The 18930-nt window shown below is 71.4% G+C and carries 18 protein-coding genes and 1 pseudogene; 6 read left to right on the plus strand and 13 right to left on the minus strand.

Going from position 1 to position 18930, the window contains the following annotated elements; all coding sequences use genetic code 11:
• Nucleotides 1–40 precede the first annotated feature (40 nt).
• Complete coding sequence (locus OG792_RS30695) at nt 41–703, plus strand: response regulator transcription factor (RefSeq protein WP_329111540.1); 663 nt, start codon at nt 41–43, stop codon at nt 701–703.
• A 110-nt stretch (nt 704–813) separates the two neighbouring features.
• Here the strand turns inward: OG792_RS30695 and OG792_RS30700 are convergent, their stop codons facing one another.
• Complete coding sequence (locus OG792_RS30700; protein WP_329104771.1) at nt 814–1452, minus strand: HAD family hydrolase; 639 nt, start codon at nt 1450–1452, stop codon at nt 814–816.
• Between the two features lie 181 nt (nt 1453–1633).
• On the minus strand, nt 1634–1882 hold the full coding sequence (locus OG792_RS30705) for a glutaredoxin family protein (RefSeq protein ID WP_329111541.1): 249 nt from the start codon (nt 1880–1882) through the stop codon (nt 1634–1636).
• 595 nt (nt 1883–2477) lie between these two features.
• Here OG792_RS30705 and OG792_RS30710 point away from each other — a divergent pair.
• The 4 genes and pseudogenes from OG792_RS30710 to OG792_RS30725 all read left to right on the plus strand — a co-directional run bounded on the left by OG792_RS30710 (nt 2478) and on the right by OG792_RS30725 (nt 7090).
• Nucleotides 2478–3446, plus strand: coding sequence for an ECF subfamily RNA polymerase sigma factor, BldN family (locus OG792_RS30710; protein ID WP_442932329.1), 969 nt, complete (start codon nt 2478–2480; stop codon nt 3444–3446).
• 256 nt (nt 3447–3702) lie between these two features.
• Nucleotides 3703–4575, plus strand: a pseudogene (locus tag OG792_RS30715) (DUF5667 domain-containing protein); the annotation flags it as partial.
• 470 nt (nt 4576–5045) lie between these two features.
• Nucleotides 5046–5921, plus strand: a complete 876-nt coding sequence (locus OG792_RS30720; RefSeq protein ID WP_329104776.1) for an HAD family hydrolase — start codon at nt 5046–5048, stop codon at nt 5919–5921.
• On the plus strand, nt 5918–7090 hold the full coding sequence (locus OG792_RS30725) for a hypothetical protein (RefSeq protein WP_329104778.1): 1173 nt from the start codon (nt 5918–5920) through the stop codon (nt 7088–7090). The genes OG792_RS30720 and OG792_RS30725 overlap by 4 nt, the downstream gene beginning before the upstream one ends.
• Before the next feature lie 11 nt (nt 7091–7101).
• Here the strand turns inward: OG792_RS30725 and OG792_RS30730 are convergent, their stop codons facing one another.
• The 9 genes from OG792_RS30730 to OG792_RS30770 all read right to left on the minus strand — a co-directional run bounded on the left by OG792_RS30730 (nt 7102) and on the right by OG792_RS30770 (nt 16122).
• Entirely contained in the window at nt 7102–8007 is a 906-nt protein-coding gene (locus tag OG792_RS30730) for a lysophospholipid acyltransferase family protein (RefSeq protein ID WP_329104780.1), read from the minus strand.
• A gap of 6 nt (nt 8008–8013) precedes the next feature.
• Complete coding sequence (locus OG792_RS30735; RefSeq protein WP_329104782.1) at nt 8014–9108, minus strand: NAD-dependent epimerase/dehydratase family protein; 1095 nt, start codon at nt 9106–9108, stop codon at nt 8014–8016.
• Nucleotides 9109–9231: 123 nt separating this feature from the next.
• Entirely contained in the window at nt 9232–9333 is a 102-nt protein-coding gene (locus OG792_RS30740; protein ID WP_020520584.1) for a 30S ribosomal protein bS22, read from the minus strand.
• Between the two features lie 252 nt (nt 9334–9585).
• Complete coding sequence (locus tag OG792_RS30745) at nt 9586–9798, minus strand: helix-turn-helix domain-containing protein (RefSeq protein WP_121157347.1); 213 nt, start codon at nt 9796–9798, stop codon at nt 9586–9588.
• Nucleotides 9799–10055: 257 nt separating this feature from the next.
• Nucleotides 10056–11240 (minus strand): ABC transporter permease, encoded by a 1185-nt coding sequence (locus OG792_RS30750; protein ID WP_329104785.1) that lies wholly within the window; start codon nt 11238–11240, stop codon nt 10056–10058.
• 120 nt (nt 11241–11360) lie between these two features.
• A complete protein-coding gene (locus tag OG792_RS30755; RefSeq protein ID WP_329104787.1) occupies nt 11361–12257 on the minus strand; it encodes an ABC transporter ATP-binding protein in 897 nt (298 codons plus the stop codon).
• Complete coding sequence (locus tag OG792_RS30760; RefSeq protein WP_329104789.1) at nt 12254–13654, minus strand: efflux RND transporter periplasmic adaptor subunit; 1401 nt, start codon at nt 13652–13654, stop codon at nt 12254–12256. The genes OG792_RS30755 and OG792_RS30760 overlap by 4 nt, the downstream gene beginning before the upstream one ends.
• 97 nt (nt 13655–13751) lie before the next feature.
• Nucleotides 13752–15077: a hypothetical protein gene (locus tag OG792_RS30765; protein WP_329104791.1), complete on the minus strand. Its 1326-nt coding sequence runs from the start codon at nt 15075–15077 to the stop codon at nt 13752–13754.
• A 127-nt stretch (nt 15078–15204) separates the two neighbouring features.
• Nucleotides 15205–16122 carry a proline dehydrogenase family protein gene (locus tag OG792_RS30770; protein ID WP_329104792.1) on the minus strand — a complete coding sequence of 306 codons (918 nt, stop codon included), beginning with the start codon at nt 16120–16122 and terminating at the stop codon, nt 15205–15207.
• Nucleotides 16123–16469: 347 nt separating this feature from the next.
• Here OG792_RS30770 and OG792_RS30775 point away from each other — a divergent pair, with 347 nt between their 5' ends.
• Nucleotides 16470–17075 carry a CGNR zinc finger domain-containing protein gene (locus OG792_RS30775; protein ID WP_329104794.1) on the plus strand — a complete coding sequence of 202 codons (606 nt, stop codon included), beginning with the start codon at nt 16470–16472 and terminating at the stop codon, nt 17073–17075.
• 19 nt (nt 17076–17094) lie between these two features.
• Here the strand turns inward: OG792_RS30775 and OG792_RS30780 are convergent, their stop codons facing one another.
• Together OG792_RS30780 and OG792_RS30785 are read right to left on the minus strand one after the other, a co-directional pair.
• Nucleotides 17095–17895 (minus strand): sugar phosphate isomerase/epimerase family protein, encoded by an 801-nt coding sequence (locus OG792_RS30780; RefSeq protein WP_329104795.1) that lies wholly within the window; start codon nt 17893–17895, stop codon nt 17095–17097.
• A gap of 75 nt (nt 17896–17970) precedes the next feature.
• Nucleotides 17971–18915: a Ppx/GppA phosphatase family protein gene (locus tag OG792_RS30785; protein WP_329104798.1), complete on the minus strand. Its 945-nt coding sequence runs from the start codon at nt 18913–18915 to the stop codon at nt 17971–17973.
• Nucleotides 18916–18930 lie beyond the last annotated feature (15 nt).

The raw sequence follows: 18930 nt of genomic DNA on the forward strand, positions 1-18930 counted from the left end.
TGACGCCGTGGCCGACGACAACGTGGTAGACAACCGAGCCATGCGTGTAGTGATCGCCGACGACGCGTTCCTGCTCCGCGAGGGGCTGGTCCGACTGCTGACCGAGCACGGCCACGACGTGGTCGCCGCGGTCGGTGACGGCACCGCCCTGGTCGAGGCAGTGGTCGCACACCTGCCCGACGTCTCGATCGTCGACGTACGGATGCCGCCGACCCACACCGACGAAGGGCTCCGGGCCGCGGTCGAAGCCCGACGACTGGTCCCCCGGGCCCCGATCCTGGTCCTCTCCCAGTACGTCGAGGTCTCGTACGCCGACGACCTGCTCGCCACGGTCAATCCCGGACCCGGCGCCGGCGGCGGGATCGGCTACCTGCTCAAGGACCGGGTGGCCGCGATCGACGAGTTCCTCGACGCGCTCCGCCGGGTCGCCGGCGGCGGCACCGTGCTGGACCCCGAGGTGGTCGGCCAACTGCTGGTCCGCCGCCGCCGCGACGACCCGCTGCGCGAACTGACCCCGCGCGAGCGCGAAGTGCTCGGCCTGATGGCCGAAGGACGCTCCAACACCGCCATCGCCCGCGCCCTGGTGGTCAGCGACGGAGCCGTCGAGAAGCACGTCCGAAACATCTTCACCAAGCTCCGCCTACCCCCCGACGAGGAACAACACCGCCGCGTCCTGGCCGTGCTCGCCTACCTACGCGGATAGTCGCCCCCAGCTCCGCTGGGACAGCGGTGGTCCGGCACGGATAGTGGCGCCCAGCCCCCGCTCGGACAGCGCCGGCCCGGCAGCAGTGCCCCCCGCTGGGACAGCGGTGGTCAGCGGGCTGCCAGCGCCACGGCTTCGGTGAGGGTGTCGGCCACCGGGCGGCCGGAGGCACGCAGGCGGGCCGGGTCGGTGAAGCCGCCGGTGTAGAGGACGCAGGTGGCGCCGACCGACTCGGCGGCGTCGGCGTCATCGATCGAGTCGCCGATGAGCACCACCGACGAGCCGGGTATGCCGAGCTCGTCCAGGTGACGCGCCAGGTGCGCGGCCTTGTGGTCGCCGCCGACGGTGCCCCGCAGACCGTCGACCCGGCTGAACATCCCGGTCAGGCCGTACGTCTCGACCGCCGGAACCAGCTCGTCGTGGAACCACATGGACAGCAGTGACTGCGTACCGGTCCAGGAGCGCATCGCGGTGGTGGCGTCCTCCGCCAGCGCACAGGTGGTCAACCCGGTCCGGTACGCATCATGAAAGATCTTGTCGAGCGAGCCGAACGCGTCGGCGTCCACCGCCCGCCCCAGCACGTCCGCGTAGTACTCGGAGATCGGTCGCCGGAACCCGAGCCGATGCTCCTCAGCCGTGACCAACGGTCCCCCGACACTGGCGAACACCACATTCGTCGACGCCACAACCAGACCGAGATCGTTGAGCAGAGTCCCGTTCCAGTCCCAAACCAAATGCGCCCGCCCCATCCCCACCCCAGCACCCTACCCCTCCCCCCTCCCCTCCCTCCCCCTCCCTCTAGCTCGTCGATCTAGGGCAAATGGTGGTGGTTAGAGATCAACTAACACGTATTTGCCCTAGATCGACGAGGAGAGGGGGTGCACGGGGGGCGGGGGGGGCGGGGGGGGGGGGGGCGGGGGGCGGGGGGAGTTAGGGGGTTTGGGTTAGGGCTTGGAGGAGGCGGGGTTCTTCTACTCGCCAGTAGCCGTGTTCCTTGCCGTCGAGGAGGATGACCGGGATGCGGTCGCCGTACTCGCGTTCGAGTTCCAGGTCGCCGGTGATGTCGACCTCGACCCAACGGTTGCCGGTGGTGGACACCACCCGCTCGACGGCCTGCCGGGCCACCTCGCACAGATGACATCCGGGTCGGGTGATCAGGGTCAGTCGCGGCTCGCTCACCATGGCGTTCTCCCAGGTCCGGCGTGGATCGCAGAAGTCTGGCACAGGCCGACCCCGGCCACTGCCGCGCATCGGCGTACGGCGGCCACTCGACTTCGCCGATGGGTCACGGTACCGTCCACGAGACCGCGTCCCCACGTGGAAATGTCACGAGCGGGACCGTCCATCACCGCTAGCACTTTTGCCGGCGGCACGCCAGACCGTGCCGCTTCTCGGCGTGTTGCGGTGTTTTCGCAGCTCAGGCCTCGGATGGCTCTACTGTCGAGGATCCGACAGCGCACATTTGGTCCGGTCCAGATCGGCAAATCTGGGAAATACTTTGGCTCTGTGTAACGGACTCGCCACGCGTGGGTGACGTTGGCCCTATCATCACTCGGGTCGGCTCACCCCTTTTGCTGTGAGTCCACACCCCTCAGCCCGAGGAGGCCGCCGTGCCCGTAACTGCACTGCACCAGCACCTCATGGATGCGTGCCGCCAACCGGGGCAACCTGCCCCCGGTCCGGTGGATCGTGCCGGTCCCGGCCTGGATCGCGGCATCGTCGCCGCGACATCGCGTCGACCGGTCCCGCTGGCGTACCGGCTCGGGGAGGGCCTGTGAGCACCCACGGATATGCGGACTCCACACGTCACCGCGAGGTCCAATCCGCGCGCTCCGCCCTGAACCAGGGGCTGAACATGCTGCGTACGTCCATGGACGACATGCTGAGCCTGGCCGTACGCGGGGAGGGCAGTCCCAAACGGATCCGGAACCGACCGCACCCGAACGAGACGCCGTCCCGGCACACCCCACCGGGCAACAACGCCCGGCCGATCAGTGGGCGGGTGACCAGCCCGACCCGGCCGACGATGCCGGCCCAACCCGGCCCCGGACAGACGGGACCCCGGCCGGACGCGCCGGAGACCGAGACCGCGATCCTGCCGGTCGTACCCGTCGAACCGACCCCGACCCCGGCGGAGCCGCCGCCGACCGGCTACCCGGACCGACCGGATCCGTCGGATCCGGCGACCGAGGTGTGGAAGCTGATCGAGCGGGCCCAGCAGGGCGAGTCCGAGGCGTTCGGCCTGATCTACGACCGGTACGTGGACACCGTCTTCCGGTTCGTCTACTTCCGGGTCGGCAACCGGCAACTCGCCGAGGACCTGACCTCGGACACCTTCCTGCGCGCACTCAAGCGGATCGGCAGCTTCACCTGGCAGGGGCGCGATCTCGGCGCCTGGCTGGTGACGATCGCCCGGAACCTGGTCGCCGACCACTTCAAGTCCGGTCGGTACCGACTAGAGGTTACTACGGGTGATGTGTTAGATGCGGATCGTGAAGACCGTGGTCCGGAGGGAAGCCCCGAGGCCGCGGTGGTCGAGCACATCACCAACATGGCGCTGCTCGGTGCGGTGAAACAACTCAACCCCGAGCAACAGGAATGCATAGTGCTCCGGTTCCTACAGGGCTTCTCCGTCGCGGAAACGGCGCACACGATGGGCAAGAACGAGGGCGCGATCAAGGCCCTGCAATACCGCGCCGTACGGGCCCTGGCCCGACTGCTCCCGGACGGATTCCAGCCGTGAGTCCGATGAATCCGGGATACTCAGACGCGGTGACACCGATCACTCATCGTGATACTGCGACCGAACGGCCCGTAACCGGCCGGGCTTACCGGCCGTTTGTCCCGATGCGACGGGCGGTTGCCCAGGCAGACCGCCGGCCCGTCGGTCCGGTCGACTGATTCGGCCACGGCCACGCGGCCCGGAATTCCAGCCGCCGTCGCACGGTCGGCGACGATGCCGCCCGTACGGCCGTGACCAGCGAAGGGAGGTGCCCGCGGTGAATCTGAACATATTCCGCCGCTGGCGCGCCGAGCGCTTCGCGCAACTTCTCGACGAAGCCAACGGCGGCCGTCGACACCACATCCGTTCCCGCGCCGACGACGACCTGACCGAACTGGTGACGGTCGGACAGCGGATGCGCGGCGCCCAGCAGTCCGTCGAGGTCGATCCCGAGTTCCGTACCGGGCTGCGGCTGAGGTTGGTGACCGCCGCCGAGCAGGCGGCGTTCGAGACGGCGGCGGCTGCCGACCAGATCGTCGGGAAACGTGCCGGCCGGCCCGAACGCCGACCCGTACGCAACGGCCAACGGACCCGTGCCCGGGTACGCGGCTCGATCATCGTCGGCGTGGCCGTCGGGGCGATCGCGGTCTCCGGCATGTCCGCCGCCAGCGAGAACGCCCTGCCCGGCGACGCCCTGTACGCGGTCAAGCGGTCCACCGAACGGGCCCAGCTCGCGCTGGCCAGTTCGGACCTGAGCCGAGGGCAGCTGCTCCTCGACTTCGCCCAGACCCGACTCGCCGAGGCGGTCGCGGTGCAGGGCGATGCGCTCGGTTTCGTGGCCGTCCTCAACGACATGGACGACGACACCCGCCAGGGCATCAAGCTGCTGAACACCACCGCCGCGCAGCGCCGCGACGCCGCCGCGCTGGACGCGATCGGCAAGTTCCTGACCGGCCAGCGCCGGCAGGTGACCGGGCTGCTCGGCGGGGCGACCGCCGCCGACAGCCGCCGGGTCGCGGACTCGCTCAGCCTGCTCGACTCGATCGGCAAGCGCGCCGACCTGCTGCGTGCGGCCTTGCAGTGCGGGGTCGATCCGGCCACCCGGATCGACCATCTCGGGCCGTTGCCCCACGCCTGCGGCACCAGCCGGGGCGTCAACGGGTTGCCGCAGAGTTCCCCGCAGGACAGCCGGCCGAATACCACTCGTACCCCGAACGCGCCCCGGCCGGAGACGTCGGAGGAGCCTGAGGTGACTCCGACCGGGACCCCGGACCGGCGGTTGGAGCACGGGTCGAACGCCAAGAAGCCGATGGTCGACACGACCACGCCGGTCGACGGCCGGCCCGTCGACTGACGGCACGCCAGCGGGCACGTCAAGCGACCGTGGTGGGGTCCGGGCCTTTGGGCCCGGACCCCACCACCGCACGTACGCCGGCCGGACAGCGGACCTGTCGCACGTACGCCGACAAGCGGTCGCATGCACGTACACCAGCGGCGATGGTCCGACTACCCGGTGGAATCGTCGGACCGGGTCGGCGTCGGGACCGAGCTTCGGTGTGACGGATCCGACTAGGCTCGCTCAAGACACGCGACGCATCCATCGAGCGGAGGGAGGTCCGCGTGGCCCGGACCCGAAAGGTGACCGTCAGTACGGACGCACACGGTCACACCGCCGGCTGGGCCGCGACGGAGCTGGAGGCGGCCCCGGCCGCGCCCCCCGACCACCACGCCGCCGCCTTCTTCGACGTGGACAACACGATGATGCAGGGCGCCTCCATCTACTGGTTCGCCCGCGGGCTGGCCGCGCGCAACTACTTCACCACCACCGACCTGGCCCGGTTCGCCTGGCACCAGCTGCGGTTCCGGCTGCTCGCCACCGAGCACGCGGGCGACATGTCCCACGCCAAGGAGGCCGCGCTCGCCTTCGTGGAGGGGTGGCGGGTCGAGGACGTCGAGCGGCTCACCGAGGAGATCTTCGACGAGTTGATGGCGCCCCGGATCTGGGCCGGCACCCGCGCCCTGGCGCAGCTGCACCTCGACGCGGGCCAACGGGTGTGGCTGGTCAGCGCGGCTCCGGTGGAGATCGGCCGGGTGATCGCGGCCCGGCTCGGCCTGACCGGTGCGATCGGTACGGTCGCCGAGATCCACGACGGCGCGTACACCGGACGGCTGGTCGGGGACCTGATGCACGGCCCGGCGAAGGCGGACGCGGTGTGCCAGCTCGCCGCGGTGGAGCAGCTGGACCTGTCCCGCTGTGTGGCGTACAGCGACTCCTCGAACGACCTGCCGATGCTCTGCGCGGTCGGCCGGGCGGTGGCGATCAACCCGGACAACAACCTCCGTCGGGCCTCGCGGATGCGGGGCTGGGAGGTGCGGGACTTCCGTACCGGCCGGAAGGCGGCCCGGATCGCCGTACCGTCGACGGTGGCCGCCGGGCTGCTGGCCGGTGCGGTGACCGCCGGGCTCGCGATGCGTCGGCGCCGGCAGGGCCGATGACCGCGCAGCCGACCACCGAGGCGAGCACCGGGACGGTCACCGGCACCACCACCGGAGCGACCGGCACACCGCAACGGCGTCGACCAGGTGGGGTGATCGGGCTGGTCGCGGCACTGGCCGCGGGTGGGGTGCTGCTCGCCCTGCCCACCGCCGGCCCCGACCCGGCCCCCGGGACGCAGGTGCGCACGATCGAACAGGTGTGGCCGGACGCCCGACCGGTGGAGATCCCGGCCGCTCTGCCGGACGGGCCGGCGTACAGCCCGGTTTTCTTCCTCGACGCGCGCGCCTCGGTCGGCACCGCGCCCAGCCCGGAGGGGACCCACCTGCGGCTGGTGCTGCGCACCGCCGACGGCGCGATCCGCGAGCTGCGCCGGCTGCCGATCGCGGACGACCCGCAGTACGCCGGGTTCGCCCGCGCCGGTGACGAGTTCGCCTGGGCCGAGTCGACCATCGGGTCGGACGGTCGCGGACGTACCGAGTTGTGGGTGGTGAACCTGCCGTCGGCCCAGCCGGCCCGACGGGTCACCTCGGACAGCGGTGACGTGGTCTTCTTCAACTCCCAGTACGACATGGTGATCAACTCGGGCCGGCTCCACTGGGCCTCGGTCGCACCGGGCGAGCAGACGGCGACCGAGATCCGCTCGGTGGCGCTCACCGGCGGCGAGGTGTCGATCCGTACCGAGCCCGGCGCCTGGTCCGTGTCGGCGTACCCGTGGCTGGCCAGCGCCGGCACCGGAACGAGCGGCCCGGTCCAGCTCCGCGACCTGGAGCAGCGCAAGGTGATCGAGGTCGACGCCACCGGCTCCGAACTGGTCACCTGTAGTCCGACCTGGTGCCGGGTGCTGGTGCTGGGGGCGGTCGGGCCGGGGCGGATCGAGCTGATGCGCCCCGACGGTACGTCCCGACAGCGGGTGGCCGGCGGGGTGGCGACCGCCGCCGTGATCGACGTGGCGGTGCTCGACCGGTTCGAGGTGCTCTCCCTCGCCGACGCCCAGCGCACCGCCACCGACAGCCAGCAGTTGCTGCTGTACGACGTACGGGACCGGCAGACCGTGGTGGTGAGCGACGGCAGCGGGCTGGTGCTCTGCCGGGACGGCATCCTGTGGTGGTCGACCGGGGGCAGCGACATCACCGCCTGGCACAGCCTGGACCTGCGCGACCTGAAGTAGGCCGGGCGGGGTCAGGGGCCGAACGGGTCCGGGCGACGCTCCAGCAACTGGTGCAGGGTCTGCTGGATCGTCTCGCGTACCTGGTCGGCGAGGTTGAACACGACCAGCGGGTCGTCGGCCTGGTCGGCCATGCCCTCGGTCGAGATCGGCGGGCAGAACTCGATCAGCCACTTGCTCGGCAGCGGCACCATGCCCAGCGGCCCGAGCCACGGGAAGGTCGGCGTCACCGGGAAGTACGGCAGCTTGAGCAGTCGGGCCAACGGCTTGATGTCGGCCAGCATCGGGTACGTCTCCTCGGCCCCGACGATCGCCACCGGGATGATCGGGGTGCCGGTACGCAGTGCCGCCGAGACGAAGCCGCCCCGGCCGAACCGTTGCAGCCTGTAGCGGTCGGCGTAGAGCTTGCCGACGCCCTTGAAGCCCTCGGGGAACACCCCGACCAGCTCACCCCGGCCGAGCAGCCGCTCGGCGTCCGGGTTGCACGCCATCGTGCCGCCGGTCTTGCGGGCAAGTTCGGAGACGACCGGCATCCGGAACACGATGTCGGCCCCGAGCAGGCGCAGGTAGCGGTGGGCCGGGTGCCGGTCGTGCAGCACCGCGGAGAGGATCAGCGCGTCCAGCGCGACGGTGCCGGAGTGGTTGCCCACCACCAGCCCGGCGCCCTCGACCGGCAGGTTCTCCACCCCGGTGACCTCGGTGCGGAACCAGTCCCGGTAGAGCTGGCGCAACAGCGGGTGGAAGACCCGATCGGTCAGCTCGGGGTCGAAGCCGAACTCGTCGATCTCGTACTGGCCGGCGAGGCGGCGGCGGAGGAACGCGAGCCCGGACGCGACCCGCCGATCCCAGACGTCACCCGGCTGGTCGGGCACCGCTGCTCCGATCGGCTCCGGCGCGGGCGACCGCCCGTTCTCACTCATCGACGGTCACTCACCGGTGTTCGCTGGTCCGGGGGAATTGGCCACCGCAGCGCGTACCTGGCGGATGCCGTCCAGGATCGCCCGTTCGGCGGCGGCGAGCTGGTCGGCCCGGACCACCGTTCGGTCGGTGTGTCCGCCGACGAAGTCGTCGAACGCGGCGGCGGTGGAGCGCGGGGTGAAGCCGTACTCGGTGGTGAGCCTGGTCGTGTCGACCACCCGGCCGTGCACGAACAGGTCGACCTGGTCCAGGCCGTAGCGTCCGAAGCCCAGCGTGCGGGCGATTCCGGCCGCGCCGGACAGGCCGGGTTCAAGCACGGGTACGGCGACCCGCCCGGACCGCCGGATCGCCTGGGACAGGGCGAGTACGCCCGGACCGGCGACGTTGTACGTGCCGCCGTGCTCCTCGGTCACCGACCGGTGCAGGACTTCGAGTGCGTCCTCGATGTGCAGGAACTGAAGTCGCGGGTCCCGCCCGAGCACCGTCGGTACGACCCGCTGGGCGAAGTAGCGGGTCAGCGTGGTGTCGGCGGTGGAGCCGATGAACGGGGCGAAGCGCAACACGGTCGCGGTGACGTCGGGCCGGCGACGGCGGAAGCCGCGGACGTAGCCCTCGATGTCGAGGATGTCGCGGGCGAATCCGCCGCGCGGCACCGCGTGCGGTTCGGTCTCCTCGGTGAAGACCGCCGGGTCGCGAAACGACGCCCCGTACGCGGCGGTGGAGGAACGGACCACCAACCGACGCAGCCGGGGCGCGCGTTGGCACGCGGCGAGCAGCTGCATGGTGCCGATGACGTTCTGTTCCTTCATTGCCGCCCGCCCACCGTGCTGCTGGTCGGGGGCGGTCACCAGCGCGAGGTGGACCACCGAGTCGGCGGCCAGGTCGTCGATGACGGTGCCCACCGACGCCGCGTCGGCCCGTACCCGGTCGACTCCGTCGAGTAGCGGGGCCAGTTCGGCGGACGGGTCGGCGGCGTCCAGCCCGACCACCCGCGCGATCCGGGGATCGGCGGCGAGGCGGGCGGCGACGTGGGCGCCGAGGTAGCGACTGACCCCGGTGACCACGACAACCCCCGGTGCACCCGAGGTGCGGCCGGGGGTCATCCCAGGCTCCTCGTCAGCGGGTACGGGCGTGCGCGCCCGGACCACCGCGACCGCGTCACGGTTGCCTCCGCGGGTCGACGGGTGGCAAGTGGCGCCTTGAGCCGGGCCTGGGCCCGGCCCAGGTCACTTGCCGAGCTTGCGACGCTGGACGCGGGTCTTACGCAGCAGCTTGCGGTGCTTCTTCTTAGCCATGCGCTTGCGGCGCTTCTTGACCACCGAGCCCATACGACAGCCCTTCCGATGCAACGTGCGGGTCGGCCCGGAGGCCATCGTCGGATGGCACCGGGAACCGAACTGGACAACGGACCGGATCCGGCTGGTGGGTGTTGGACGCACCAAGATGGGATCACGGTCGCGGTCCAGGGTAGCCGTCGCCCCTGCACAGGCCCAACGCGGCCCCATGCACAACCGTCACGGCCCCGGCCACGACCACCCCGGCCTGCACCGTCCCGACGCCGACGGGCGTCGCGGGCGGGATCAGGCCGTTTCTTGGAACGCCCCGCGCAGGTACTCGTGCACCGCGTGCTCGGGCACCCGGAACGACCGACCGACCCGGACCGCGGTGAGTTCACCGGAGTGCACCAGCCGATAGACGGTCATCTTCGAAACCCGCATCAGAGTCGCCACCTCGGCGACGGTCAGGAACCTGACCTCCGACAGCCGAGCGTCGGACTGTGGTGATCCCGTCATGGCTCACCGACCCATTCCATTCCCCGGCGCGTGCCCCCGGGCGGGCTGCTCCCGCGCCACGGCGGGCAACGCGCGTGTTACCAGTACGGTAGCGGGACGGCTGTGACCTGCGCGATCCCTTCACGCTGTTGATCATAGGTCGTCAAGCTGCCACACCGGCCTGAGCAGGCATTTTCCACCCGGTAGGGGACAGAATTCCGACTCGGCACCGGAACGGGCGCCCAAACCATCACATCCGACCGTGAGTAACGATGGCCTCACTCGGCGCGCAGGGCGACCACCGGGTCGAGTCGCCCGGCGCGCCGGGCCGGTAGCACGCCGAAGACGATGCCCACCGCCGCCGAGACGCCGAAGGCCAGTGCCAGCGACCAACCGGTGACCGTGGCCGGCACCGGGCTGAGTCCGGCCACCAGCAACGCCCCGCCGATGCCGAGACCCATCCCGCTCACCCCGCCGAGGGCGGTCAGCAGCACCGCCTCCAGCAGAAACTGCAAACCGATGTCCCGGGGTCGGGCACCGACCGCCTTGCGCAGCCCGATCTCGCGGGTCCGTTCGCGTACCGAGACCAGCATGATGTTCGAGACGCCGACCCCGCCCACCAGCAGCGAGACGCCGGCGATCGCGGCCAGCACCCCGGTCAGCACACCGAGGATGTCGCCGAGTACGCCGAGGATCTGCTCCTGGGTGATCGCGCTGAACTCGGTGTCCGGGTGCCGGGTCGTCAACTCGCCGATAATCAGGTTCCCCAGTACGGTGATCCGCTCCCGGTCCGGCGCTTTCACCGCTATCCCGTCGATCCTCGTCGTACCGTAGAGCCGGTGCGCGGCGGTGACCGGGATGTGCACCTCGTGGTCCCGGTCCAGGCCGAGGCTCTGCCCGAGCGGTGCGAAGGTGCCGATCACCCGGAACCGCACCGACGCGATCGAGACCTGCCGGCCGATCGGCTCGTGGTCGCCGAACAGCGCGCTGGCCACCCGCGACCCGAGCACCGCCACCCGGCGGGCACCGTCCACATCGGACGAACTGAGGTAGGCCCCCCGGTCGAGTTCGCGGACGAAGACCTGCTGGGTGGTCTCCAGCACGCCCTGTACGGTGCTGAACGCCGAGTTGGTGCCGGCCCGTACGGTCTCGCCGGAGGCGACCGTGGCGGTGACCAGAGCGGCGTCGCCGACCACCTCGCTAACCGCGGCCACGTCGGACAGGTCGAGCCGGGACACCGCCGGCGCGGCACCCAGGTCGAGCCGACCGGGCACCACCACCAGCAGATTCGAGCCGAGCCCCTCGACCTGCTGCTGGACCTCGCGCTTCGCGCCGGTGCCGATGGCCACCAGCACCACCACCGCGGCCACGCCGATGATCACCCCGAGCATGGTCAACCCGCTGCGCATCCGGTTGGCCCGCAGCGCGTCCCGCGCCACCCGCCACCCCTCAGCCAGCCGCACGTGCCACCGAGCCGATCAACTTCCGCCGGGCCGAGTGCCGCCGGGCCGAGTGCTGCCGGGCCGAGTGCCGCCGGGCCGAGTGCCGCCGGGCCGAGTCCTGCGGGGTAGTTCGCTGCCGGGTCATGTGCTGCCGCCCCGGCGGGGCGTGGGCAGGGGATGCGGCGGGCGAAGGCGCCCGGTGGCTCCGGCGGCGCCACCGGAGCCACCGGACGGGTGCCCCGGCTCGCTTCCGGACGCGAACCGGGGCTCCGCGCTGGGAGCGGCGTCCACTATCTCAGGTGAGGAAACCGGCCCCACCGGCACGGGCTCGTCCTCGACGATCCGGCCGTCCCGGATGATGATCTGTCGTCGCGTACGGGCCGCCAGCTGTCGGTCGTGGGTCACCAGCACGATCGCCACCCCGCGTTCGGCGTTCAGCTCCTCCAACAGGGCGAGTACGGATTCGCCGGTGACACTGTCGAGGTTGCCGGTCGGCTCGTCGGCCAGCAGGACGGCCGGGTCGGTGACCAGCGCCCGAGCGATCGCCACCCGTTGCTGCTCACCGCCGGAGAGCTGGTTCGGCCGGTGCCCGAGCCGGTGCCCGAGACCGACCCGGACCAGGGTCTCGCTGGCCAGTGCGCGCCGCTGTCGGGCCCCGAGTCCCCGGTAGACCAGGGGCAGCGCCACGTTGTCCACCGCGCTGGTGCGGGGCAGCAGGTGGAACGACTGGAACACGAAGCCGATGGTCCGGTTGCGCAGGTCCGCCAACTCCGCGGCGGTCAGCGTGCCGACGTCCCGACCGCCGATACGCAACGTCCCGGCGCTGGGCCGGTCCAGGCCACCGAGCAGGTGCATCAGGGTCGACTTGCCGGATCCGGACGGCCCGACGATCGCGATGTGGTCGCCGGGCGCGATCCGCAGCGACACCCCGCGCAGCGCCGCCACCTCGCCCCCACCCAGGTCGTACGTGCGGGTCACGTCGATCGCCTCGACCGCGGGTTCGACCCCGCACCCGACGGTGGTCCCGGTGCCGGTCAAGGGATCTGCTGTCCGGTACGGATCCGGTCGGTGTCACCGACGACGAGTTGTTGTCCGGCCTGCACCCCGTCGAGGATCTGCACCAGTTCGGTCCCCTGGACGCCGACGGTCACCGGCACCCGGACGGCTCGGCCGGCGCGGACCAGCCAGACGTTGTCCCGCCCCTGGGTGGAGAAGACGGCGGTGGCGGGTACGGTCACCGCGTCGTCGGCCTGACGTACCCGCAGGTGGGCGATTGCGCTCATGCCGGGCCGGGGCGTGGGGGCGGGGCGTCCGTCGGGGTAGCGCCCCTCGGCCAGCACGAGCCGGACCTGGTAGCCGACGCCGGCCCGCGCTCCGGCGGCCGGCAGTACGTCGACGGCACGCACCCGGGCGTCGTACGTGGCGCCGGTGGCGGCGTCGAACTCAACGGTCGCCGCGACTCCGGGCGCGACGAGCAGTACATCTGTCTCGTCCACCTCGGCGACCAGTCCCAGTTCGGCGAGGTCGACGACGGTCATGATCGGGGTACCGGCGCTGACCCGGCCGCCCACCGGCACGGCTGGATCGACGCCGGGCATCGCCGGGCCGGCCAGTGCGCCGGGGCCGCCGGCTCCCCCGATACCGCCGGTGATGCCGGCCGCGCCGAGCAGTCCGGTGAGCGCGTCGGCCGGTCCGGTGCCGTCGGCGGTGCCACCCAGCTGGATCACTCCGCCGACCGGCGCCCGCAGGGTGAGCGCGTCGACCGTCGACTTCGCCAGGTCGTACGCCTGCTGGGCCTGGATCCGCTGGGCGGCGCCGAGCGCGCCGACCGCCGCGTCGAGTTGGGCGACGCCCCGCTGGGCGGCCCGTACGGCCTGGTCGGCGGCGCGGGCGGCGGTGGCGTACTGCTGTTGCGCGGCACGGACCTGGTTGAGTTGGGCATCCCGGAGTGCAGGATCGGTGATCTTCCGGGCGGCGTCCCGGGCGGCGGCGAACGCGCGGGCAGCGGCCTGGTCGGTGGCCCGCTGGCTCCGTTTGAGGTCGGCCCGCCGCAGGCCACCGCCACCGGTGCGGCCCGCCCGTTTGGCCGCGTCGAGGGCCTGTTTTGCCTGGTCGAGCCGACTTCGGGCGGTCGACGAGTCGATCACGGCGAGGGTCTGGCCGGCGGTGACGGTGTCGCCGGGGCTGACCCGCAGGTCGGTCAGGACGCCGTCGGCGGGCGCGCTGAGGGTCGCCACCGCGCGGGCGGTGACGCTGGCCGGGGCGTCGACCAGTTCCGCGACGCTGGCCCGCGCCGCGCTGCCGAGCGCGACCGGGGCGGGGTCGTCGCCGCAGGCGGCCGCACCGAGGCCGACCAGGACGACCGAGCCGACGACAAGGACGGACAGCAGGGGCCGCGACGCTGCGTACACGGGCGGCGACGGAACGCGACTCACGGCCTCATGCTACGAGCAACACCCCTGGTACGGACACCGCGACGCGCGGGGTGCACCCGCCCCGGCCACCCAGCCGTCGGCCGTCAGCGGGCAGCCGTCAGCGGGCGACGCTGCGGGCGTACGCCACGCTCTCGTCGTGCAGGGCAGTCCACTCCGTGCCGAAGCTCTGCCGTGCGGCGTCCGGCACCGGGCGGCCCTCGTGCACGATCGACCGGTAGAAGGCGAGCATGTCCTCTTCGCCGAACCGCTCCGCCAGGTAGCGGACGGCCAGGTAACCGATGCCGTAGCTGCCCGAGACCCGCCAGTCTTCGGCACTGTCCGCCGGCTCGACCGATCCGAGCTTGCCGTTCCAGCCGCCACCCGAACCAAGCAGCCGGGTCACGTCGGGGAGTCCCTCGTACTGGGCCACCGGGCGGCCACCGGCACCGGCGTACTCCGCGATCCCCTCGACCAGCCACCAGTTCTCGCTGCTGGCGTAACCCCTGCCGGGCAGCGAGGAGGCGTGCGTCATCTCGTGTCGGAGCAGGTCATCAACTGCCGTACGGTGCAGCCCGTCAGCGTTGAGCACCACGTCGAACCGGTCCCCGCCGATACCGACCGCGTAGCCGCCGGTCCAGGCCGGTCGGTCGCCGCCGTACCAGCGCTTCCACTCGGCTCCGGGGGCGTAGAAGATCCGGTAGACATCGGGACGGGTGCCGCTGACCGCGTACCGGTCGGCCACCACGGCCGCCTGCTCGGCCGCCTTCAGCAGATCGGGCAGCTTGTCGCGTACCGTCTGCGGCACCGCGACCAGGGTCCGGGCGCCGATGCCGACCGCGAGGTCGCTGACCTCCCACGGTCTCGGTCCGTCCGATCCGGACATCGACGGCTCGATAGCGGTCAGCCGGGGCTGCGGTCGGACATCGTCCCACCGGGTGCCGATCGTCACCGGACCGGTACGGCAGTCGGTCACCGCGAAGCAGTGTCCAATGGTGACCAGGACCCGCCACTGGCTGGTGTTGCTGTTCATCCGGGTCGGGCGGCCGTTCAACGACGGCTGCCAGGCGGTCACCTTCATCGACCGGAGCACCCGGAACTGCCGTTTCAGGTCCTCGGCGGCCGGTGACGCCGGATCGACCACCGCCAGAAAGCCCTGCTCGTCGCCGCGCAACAGGGCCTGCGCCTGCTGGTCCAGGGCGGCGTCGATCCGCTCGCCGAGCCAGGCCGCCGTCACGTCGTCCGGGTCACCCGGCTCCGGGCTGACCGCCGGGGTCACGCTGGCGATGGAGTCGGGCAGGCTCGCCGGATCCGGCATCCGGGCGATCAGCACCGCCGTCAGACCGACCGGAAGCCCGCAGAACAGCAGTACCCCGACCACACCGAGAGCCACCCACAACGGCCACCGCCACCGACGTACCGGCCGCACGTCCACCCCGTCGATCACTCACGGGAGAGTACGACATCCCGCTGTACGTCGGATGGCCGCATATCCCCCGTACGGCAATCATCCGTACGCGTCACGATCCGCTGTGGACGTGGCGTCCCGGGCACCCGGTTGCCCCGTCGGCTGCCTATCGCCGGGAGAGCAGGGCGCGGGCGAAGAAGACCAGGTTCGCCGGACGTTCGGCGAGCCGGCGCATCAGGTAGCCGTACCAGTCGCTGCCGTAGGGCAGGTAGGTCCGGACCGTGTGACCCTCACCGGCCAGCCGGAGCTGCTCCTCCGGACGAATGCCGTAGAGCATCTGGAACTCGAACTCGTCCGGCGTACGGTCGAACCACCGGGCCCGGTCCTGGCCGATCGCGATCAGGCGCGGATCGTGGGTGGCGAGCATCGGGTAGCCAGCGCCGGAGAGCAGGACGTTCAGGCAGCGGACGTACGACTTGTCGACGTCGCGGGCCGACTGGTAGGCCACCGACTCCGGCTCCTTGTACGCCCCCTTGCACAGCCGCACCCGTGACCCGGCGGTGGCCAGTTCCCGGCAGTCCGCCTCGGTCCGCCGCAGGTACGCCTGAAGCACCGCACCGGTCGACGGAAAGTCCTTGCGCAGCCGCGCCAGGATGTCCAGGGTCGAGTCGGTGGTGGTGTGGTCCTCCATGTCCAGGGTCACCGTGGTGCCGGCGGCCGCCGCGGCGACGCAGATCGCCCTGACGTTGTCGTAGGCGAGCTTCTCGTCGAACTTCTGCCCGAGGGCGGAGAGTTTGACGCTGACCTCGGCGGCCGGGGTCAGGTCGGCCCCGGCGAGCACGGTCAGCAGGGTGAGGTACTCCTCCCGGACGGCGGTGGCCTGATCCGGGGTGACGGTGTCTTCCCCGAGGTGGTCGAGGGTCACCGTGAGACCGTTGGCGACGAGTTCGCGGGTGGCACGAAGTGCGTCGTCCGTGGCGGTGCCGGCGACGAACCGGCGTACGACGTCCCGGGTGTAGGGGGCCGTTTCGACGAGCCGCTCGACCCGGGATGACCGGGAGGCGGCGAGGATGACCGAGCGCATGCTGGGAGCGTATCCTCCGCCGCCGGACCGGAAACGGGCAGCGGGCAGGTCCGCTTCCCCCGGACAGACGTGGCGCCGGGCGGGCCGACCGGGGGATCGGTGTCCGTGGAAGTTGCGACTTCCACACTTGGTGTTACTCGCCGCGTCGTGAGAACTTTTTCCGGAACACCCATAGCTGTTGCCGGCATTTCTCGAATCATCACCTCGCGTGACGAAGTATGTCGCCGACGAGTGGTTCAGCGCAGGTCAGGCAATCACAAAGTGAAAGCCTTATCACCGACGCACAGACGGTCACGCCGCACTAAGGTCACCCGCCACTACGGCGACGAATCGTCTACGGTTGTCGGGTGAACTTCGACGCGTACGCCCGGACCGGAGTTGACCTTGTCAACGCGCGCCTGGACGACCTCGACGACCTGAAGGCGCTCTTCGCCGACGAAAACCTCTGGATGCGCGACGAGGTGGCCGAACGCGACGTGGTGATATTCCGCCGCGCACAGAAGCGTCTGCGTGACGTCTTCGAATTCGGCACCTCCGGCCGCGACGCGGCCGCGGTGACCGAACTTAACTCGCTTCTGGAGACCTTTCCCGTCCAGCCCCGCATTTCCGGTCACGGATCCAGCGACTGGCACATGCACGTGACCAGCCGGGGCGCCTCGGTCAGCGCGGAGTATCTGGCCGGCGCGGTCTGGGGTCTCTCGGTCTGGCTCTGCGAGTACGGCAGCGCCCGGTTCGGCGTCTGCGCCGACGACCGCTGCGGCAACGTCTACCTGGACACCTCGTCCAACTGCTGCCGTCGGTTCTGCTCGGAACGCTGCGCCACCCGCTCGCACGTCGCCGCCCACCGGGCCCGCAAGCGGGCCGCGGTCCAGGGGGCGGTGCAGGCGGCGGCCGTACCGAAGCCCAGCGTGCCCAAGTCCACCCTGCCGACGCAGGCGCTCAGCAAGGTCTGAGCCGCCCGACCGGGTGGGTTCACCGGTTGAGGGTGGGGGCGGTCGCCAGGTGCTCGCGGGCGAAGGTCAGGGCCGCCCCCAGGTCCGCCTCGCGGGCGGCCCGGCTCTTGGCGCCCCGGGTCGACACCTCGACCGCGATCGCCCCGGTGAAGCCACGGCCAGCCAGCGAGGCGAGCAGTTCGGCGCAGGGCTGGTTGCCCCGGCCCGGCACCAGGTGCTCGTCGCGCCCCTCGCCGGTGCCGTCACCGAGGTGGACGTGGGCGAGCTTCGCCCCCATCAGGTCGGCCATGTCGAGCGAGTCGGTGTGCGACGCGGCACAGTGCGACAGATCGAGGGTGTACGCGTCGTAGCCGGTGTCGGTCGGGTTCCAGCCCGGTGCGTACGGCACGAACTCCCGTCCGGCCATCCTGACCGGGTACATGTTCTCCACCGCGACGCGTACCCGTGGGTGGTCCTCGGCCAGCTTGGCCAGGATCTGGCCGAAGGAGCGGGCGTAGTCACGCTGCCAGGTGAAGGGCGGGTGGACGACCACCGTCGGCGCGTCCAGCGTCTCGGCCAGCTCCACCGCCCGGCGCAGCCGCTGCGCCGGATCGTTGCTCCACACCCGCTGCGTCACCAGCAGGCACGGGGCGTGCACCGAGAGCACCGGTACGCCGTAGTGCTCGGCCAGGCCACGCAGCGCTCCGGCGTCCTGACTCACCGCGTCGGTCCAGACCATGACCTCGACACCGTCGTAGCCGAGCGACGCGGCCAGCTCGAAAGCCGCCGCCGTCGGCTCGGGGAAGACCGAGGAGCTGGACAGGAGCACAGGGGTCGCCACGATTGTCAGCCTAGCTCCCGGTCCGCAAGGCGCCACCGACAAGATGCGCCGAGCGGCCCGTTTCCGCAGCTCAGGTCAGGCCGGTTCGAGTTGGTCGAGCCGGCGCAGGATGACCCCCTCGCGCAGCGCCCACGGACAGATGTCCAGCGACTGGATGCCCAGCCGGCGCATCACCGCCTCCGCCACCACCGCGCCCGCCAACAGCTGGTGCGCCCGGCTGCTGCTCACCCCCTCAAGCTCGGAGAGCTTGCTCGGCGGGATGTGCCGGATGAAGCCGATCACCTGCCGCAGCCCGTTCTGGGAGAGGCCGCGCCGGGCCCAGAGCCCCGCGCTGGATGGGGCGGCCCCGACCAGTCGGGCCAGCATCCGGAAGGTCTTCGAGGTCGCCACCGGTCGTTCCCACCCGATCTGGGTCATCCGGTCCACCACCGGGTCGAGCATCGACTCGACGTACTCCTGGAGTTCCGCGACGGCCAGGGCCGATGGCGGCTCGGTCGAGCTGGGGTCGACCCGGAGCCATTCGCGGGTCAATCGCCCGGCGCCGAGCGGCAGCGAGAGCGCGATGTCCGGGTCCTCGTCGATGCCCGCCGCCACCTCCAGCGAACCGCCGCCGATGTCGAGCACCAGCAGCCGGCCGGCGGACCAGCCGAACCAGCGGCGGACCGCGAGGAAGGTCGCCCGCGCCTCGTCCGCCCCGGACAGCACCTCCAGCGCCACCCCGGTCTCGGCCCGTACCCGGCCCAGCACGTGCGCCGCGTTCTTGGCGTCCCGGACCGCCGAGGTGGCGAAGGCGAGCAGGTCGTCGACGGTCAGCCGGGCGGCCGACGCCTTCGCCTCGGCAACCGCCGCCACCAGGGCATTCTCACCGGTTCCGGTGAGCGCGCCGTCGCGGCCGATCTGCTCGGCCAACCGCAGTACGGCCTTCTCCGAGTGGGCCGGCCAGGGGTGGGCGCCATGGTGGGCGTCGACCACGAGGAGGTGGACCGTGTTGGAACCGACGTCGAGTACTCCGAGTCGCATGCCGAAACCCTAGAC

The sequence above is a fragment of the Micromonospora sp. NBC_01699 genome (assembly GCF_036250065.1).
In the GTDB taxonomy this organism is placed as follows: Bacteria; Actinomycetota; Actinomycetes; order Mycobacteriales; family Micromonosporaceae; genus Micromonospora_G.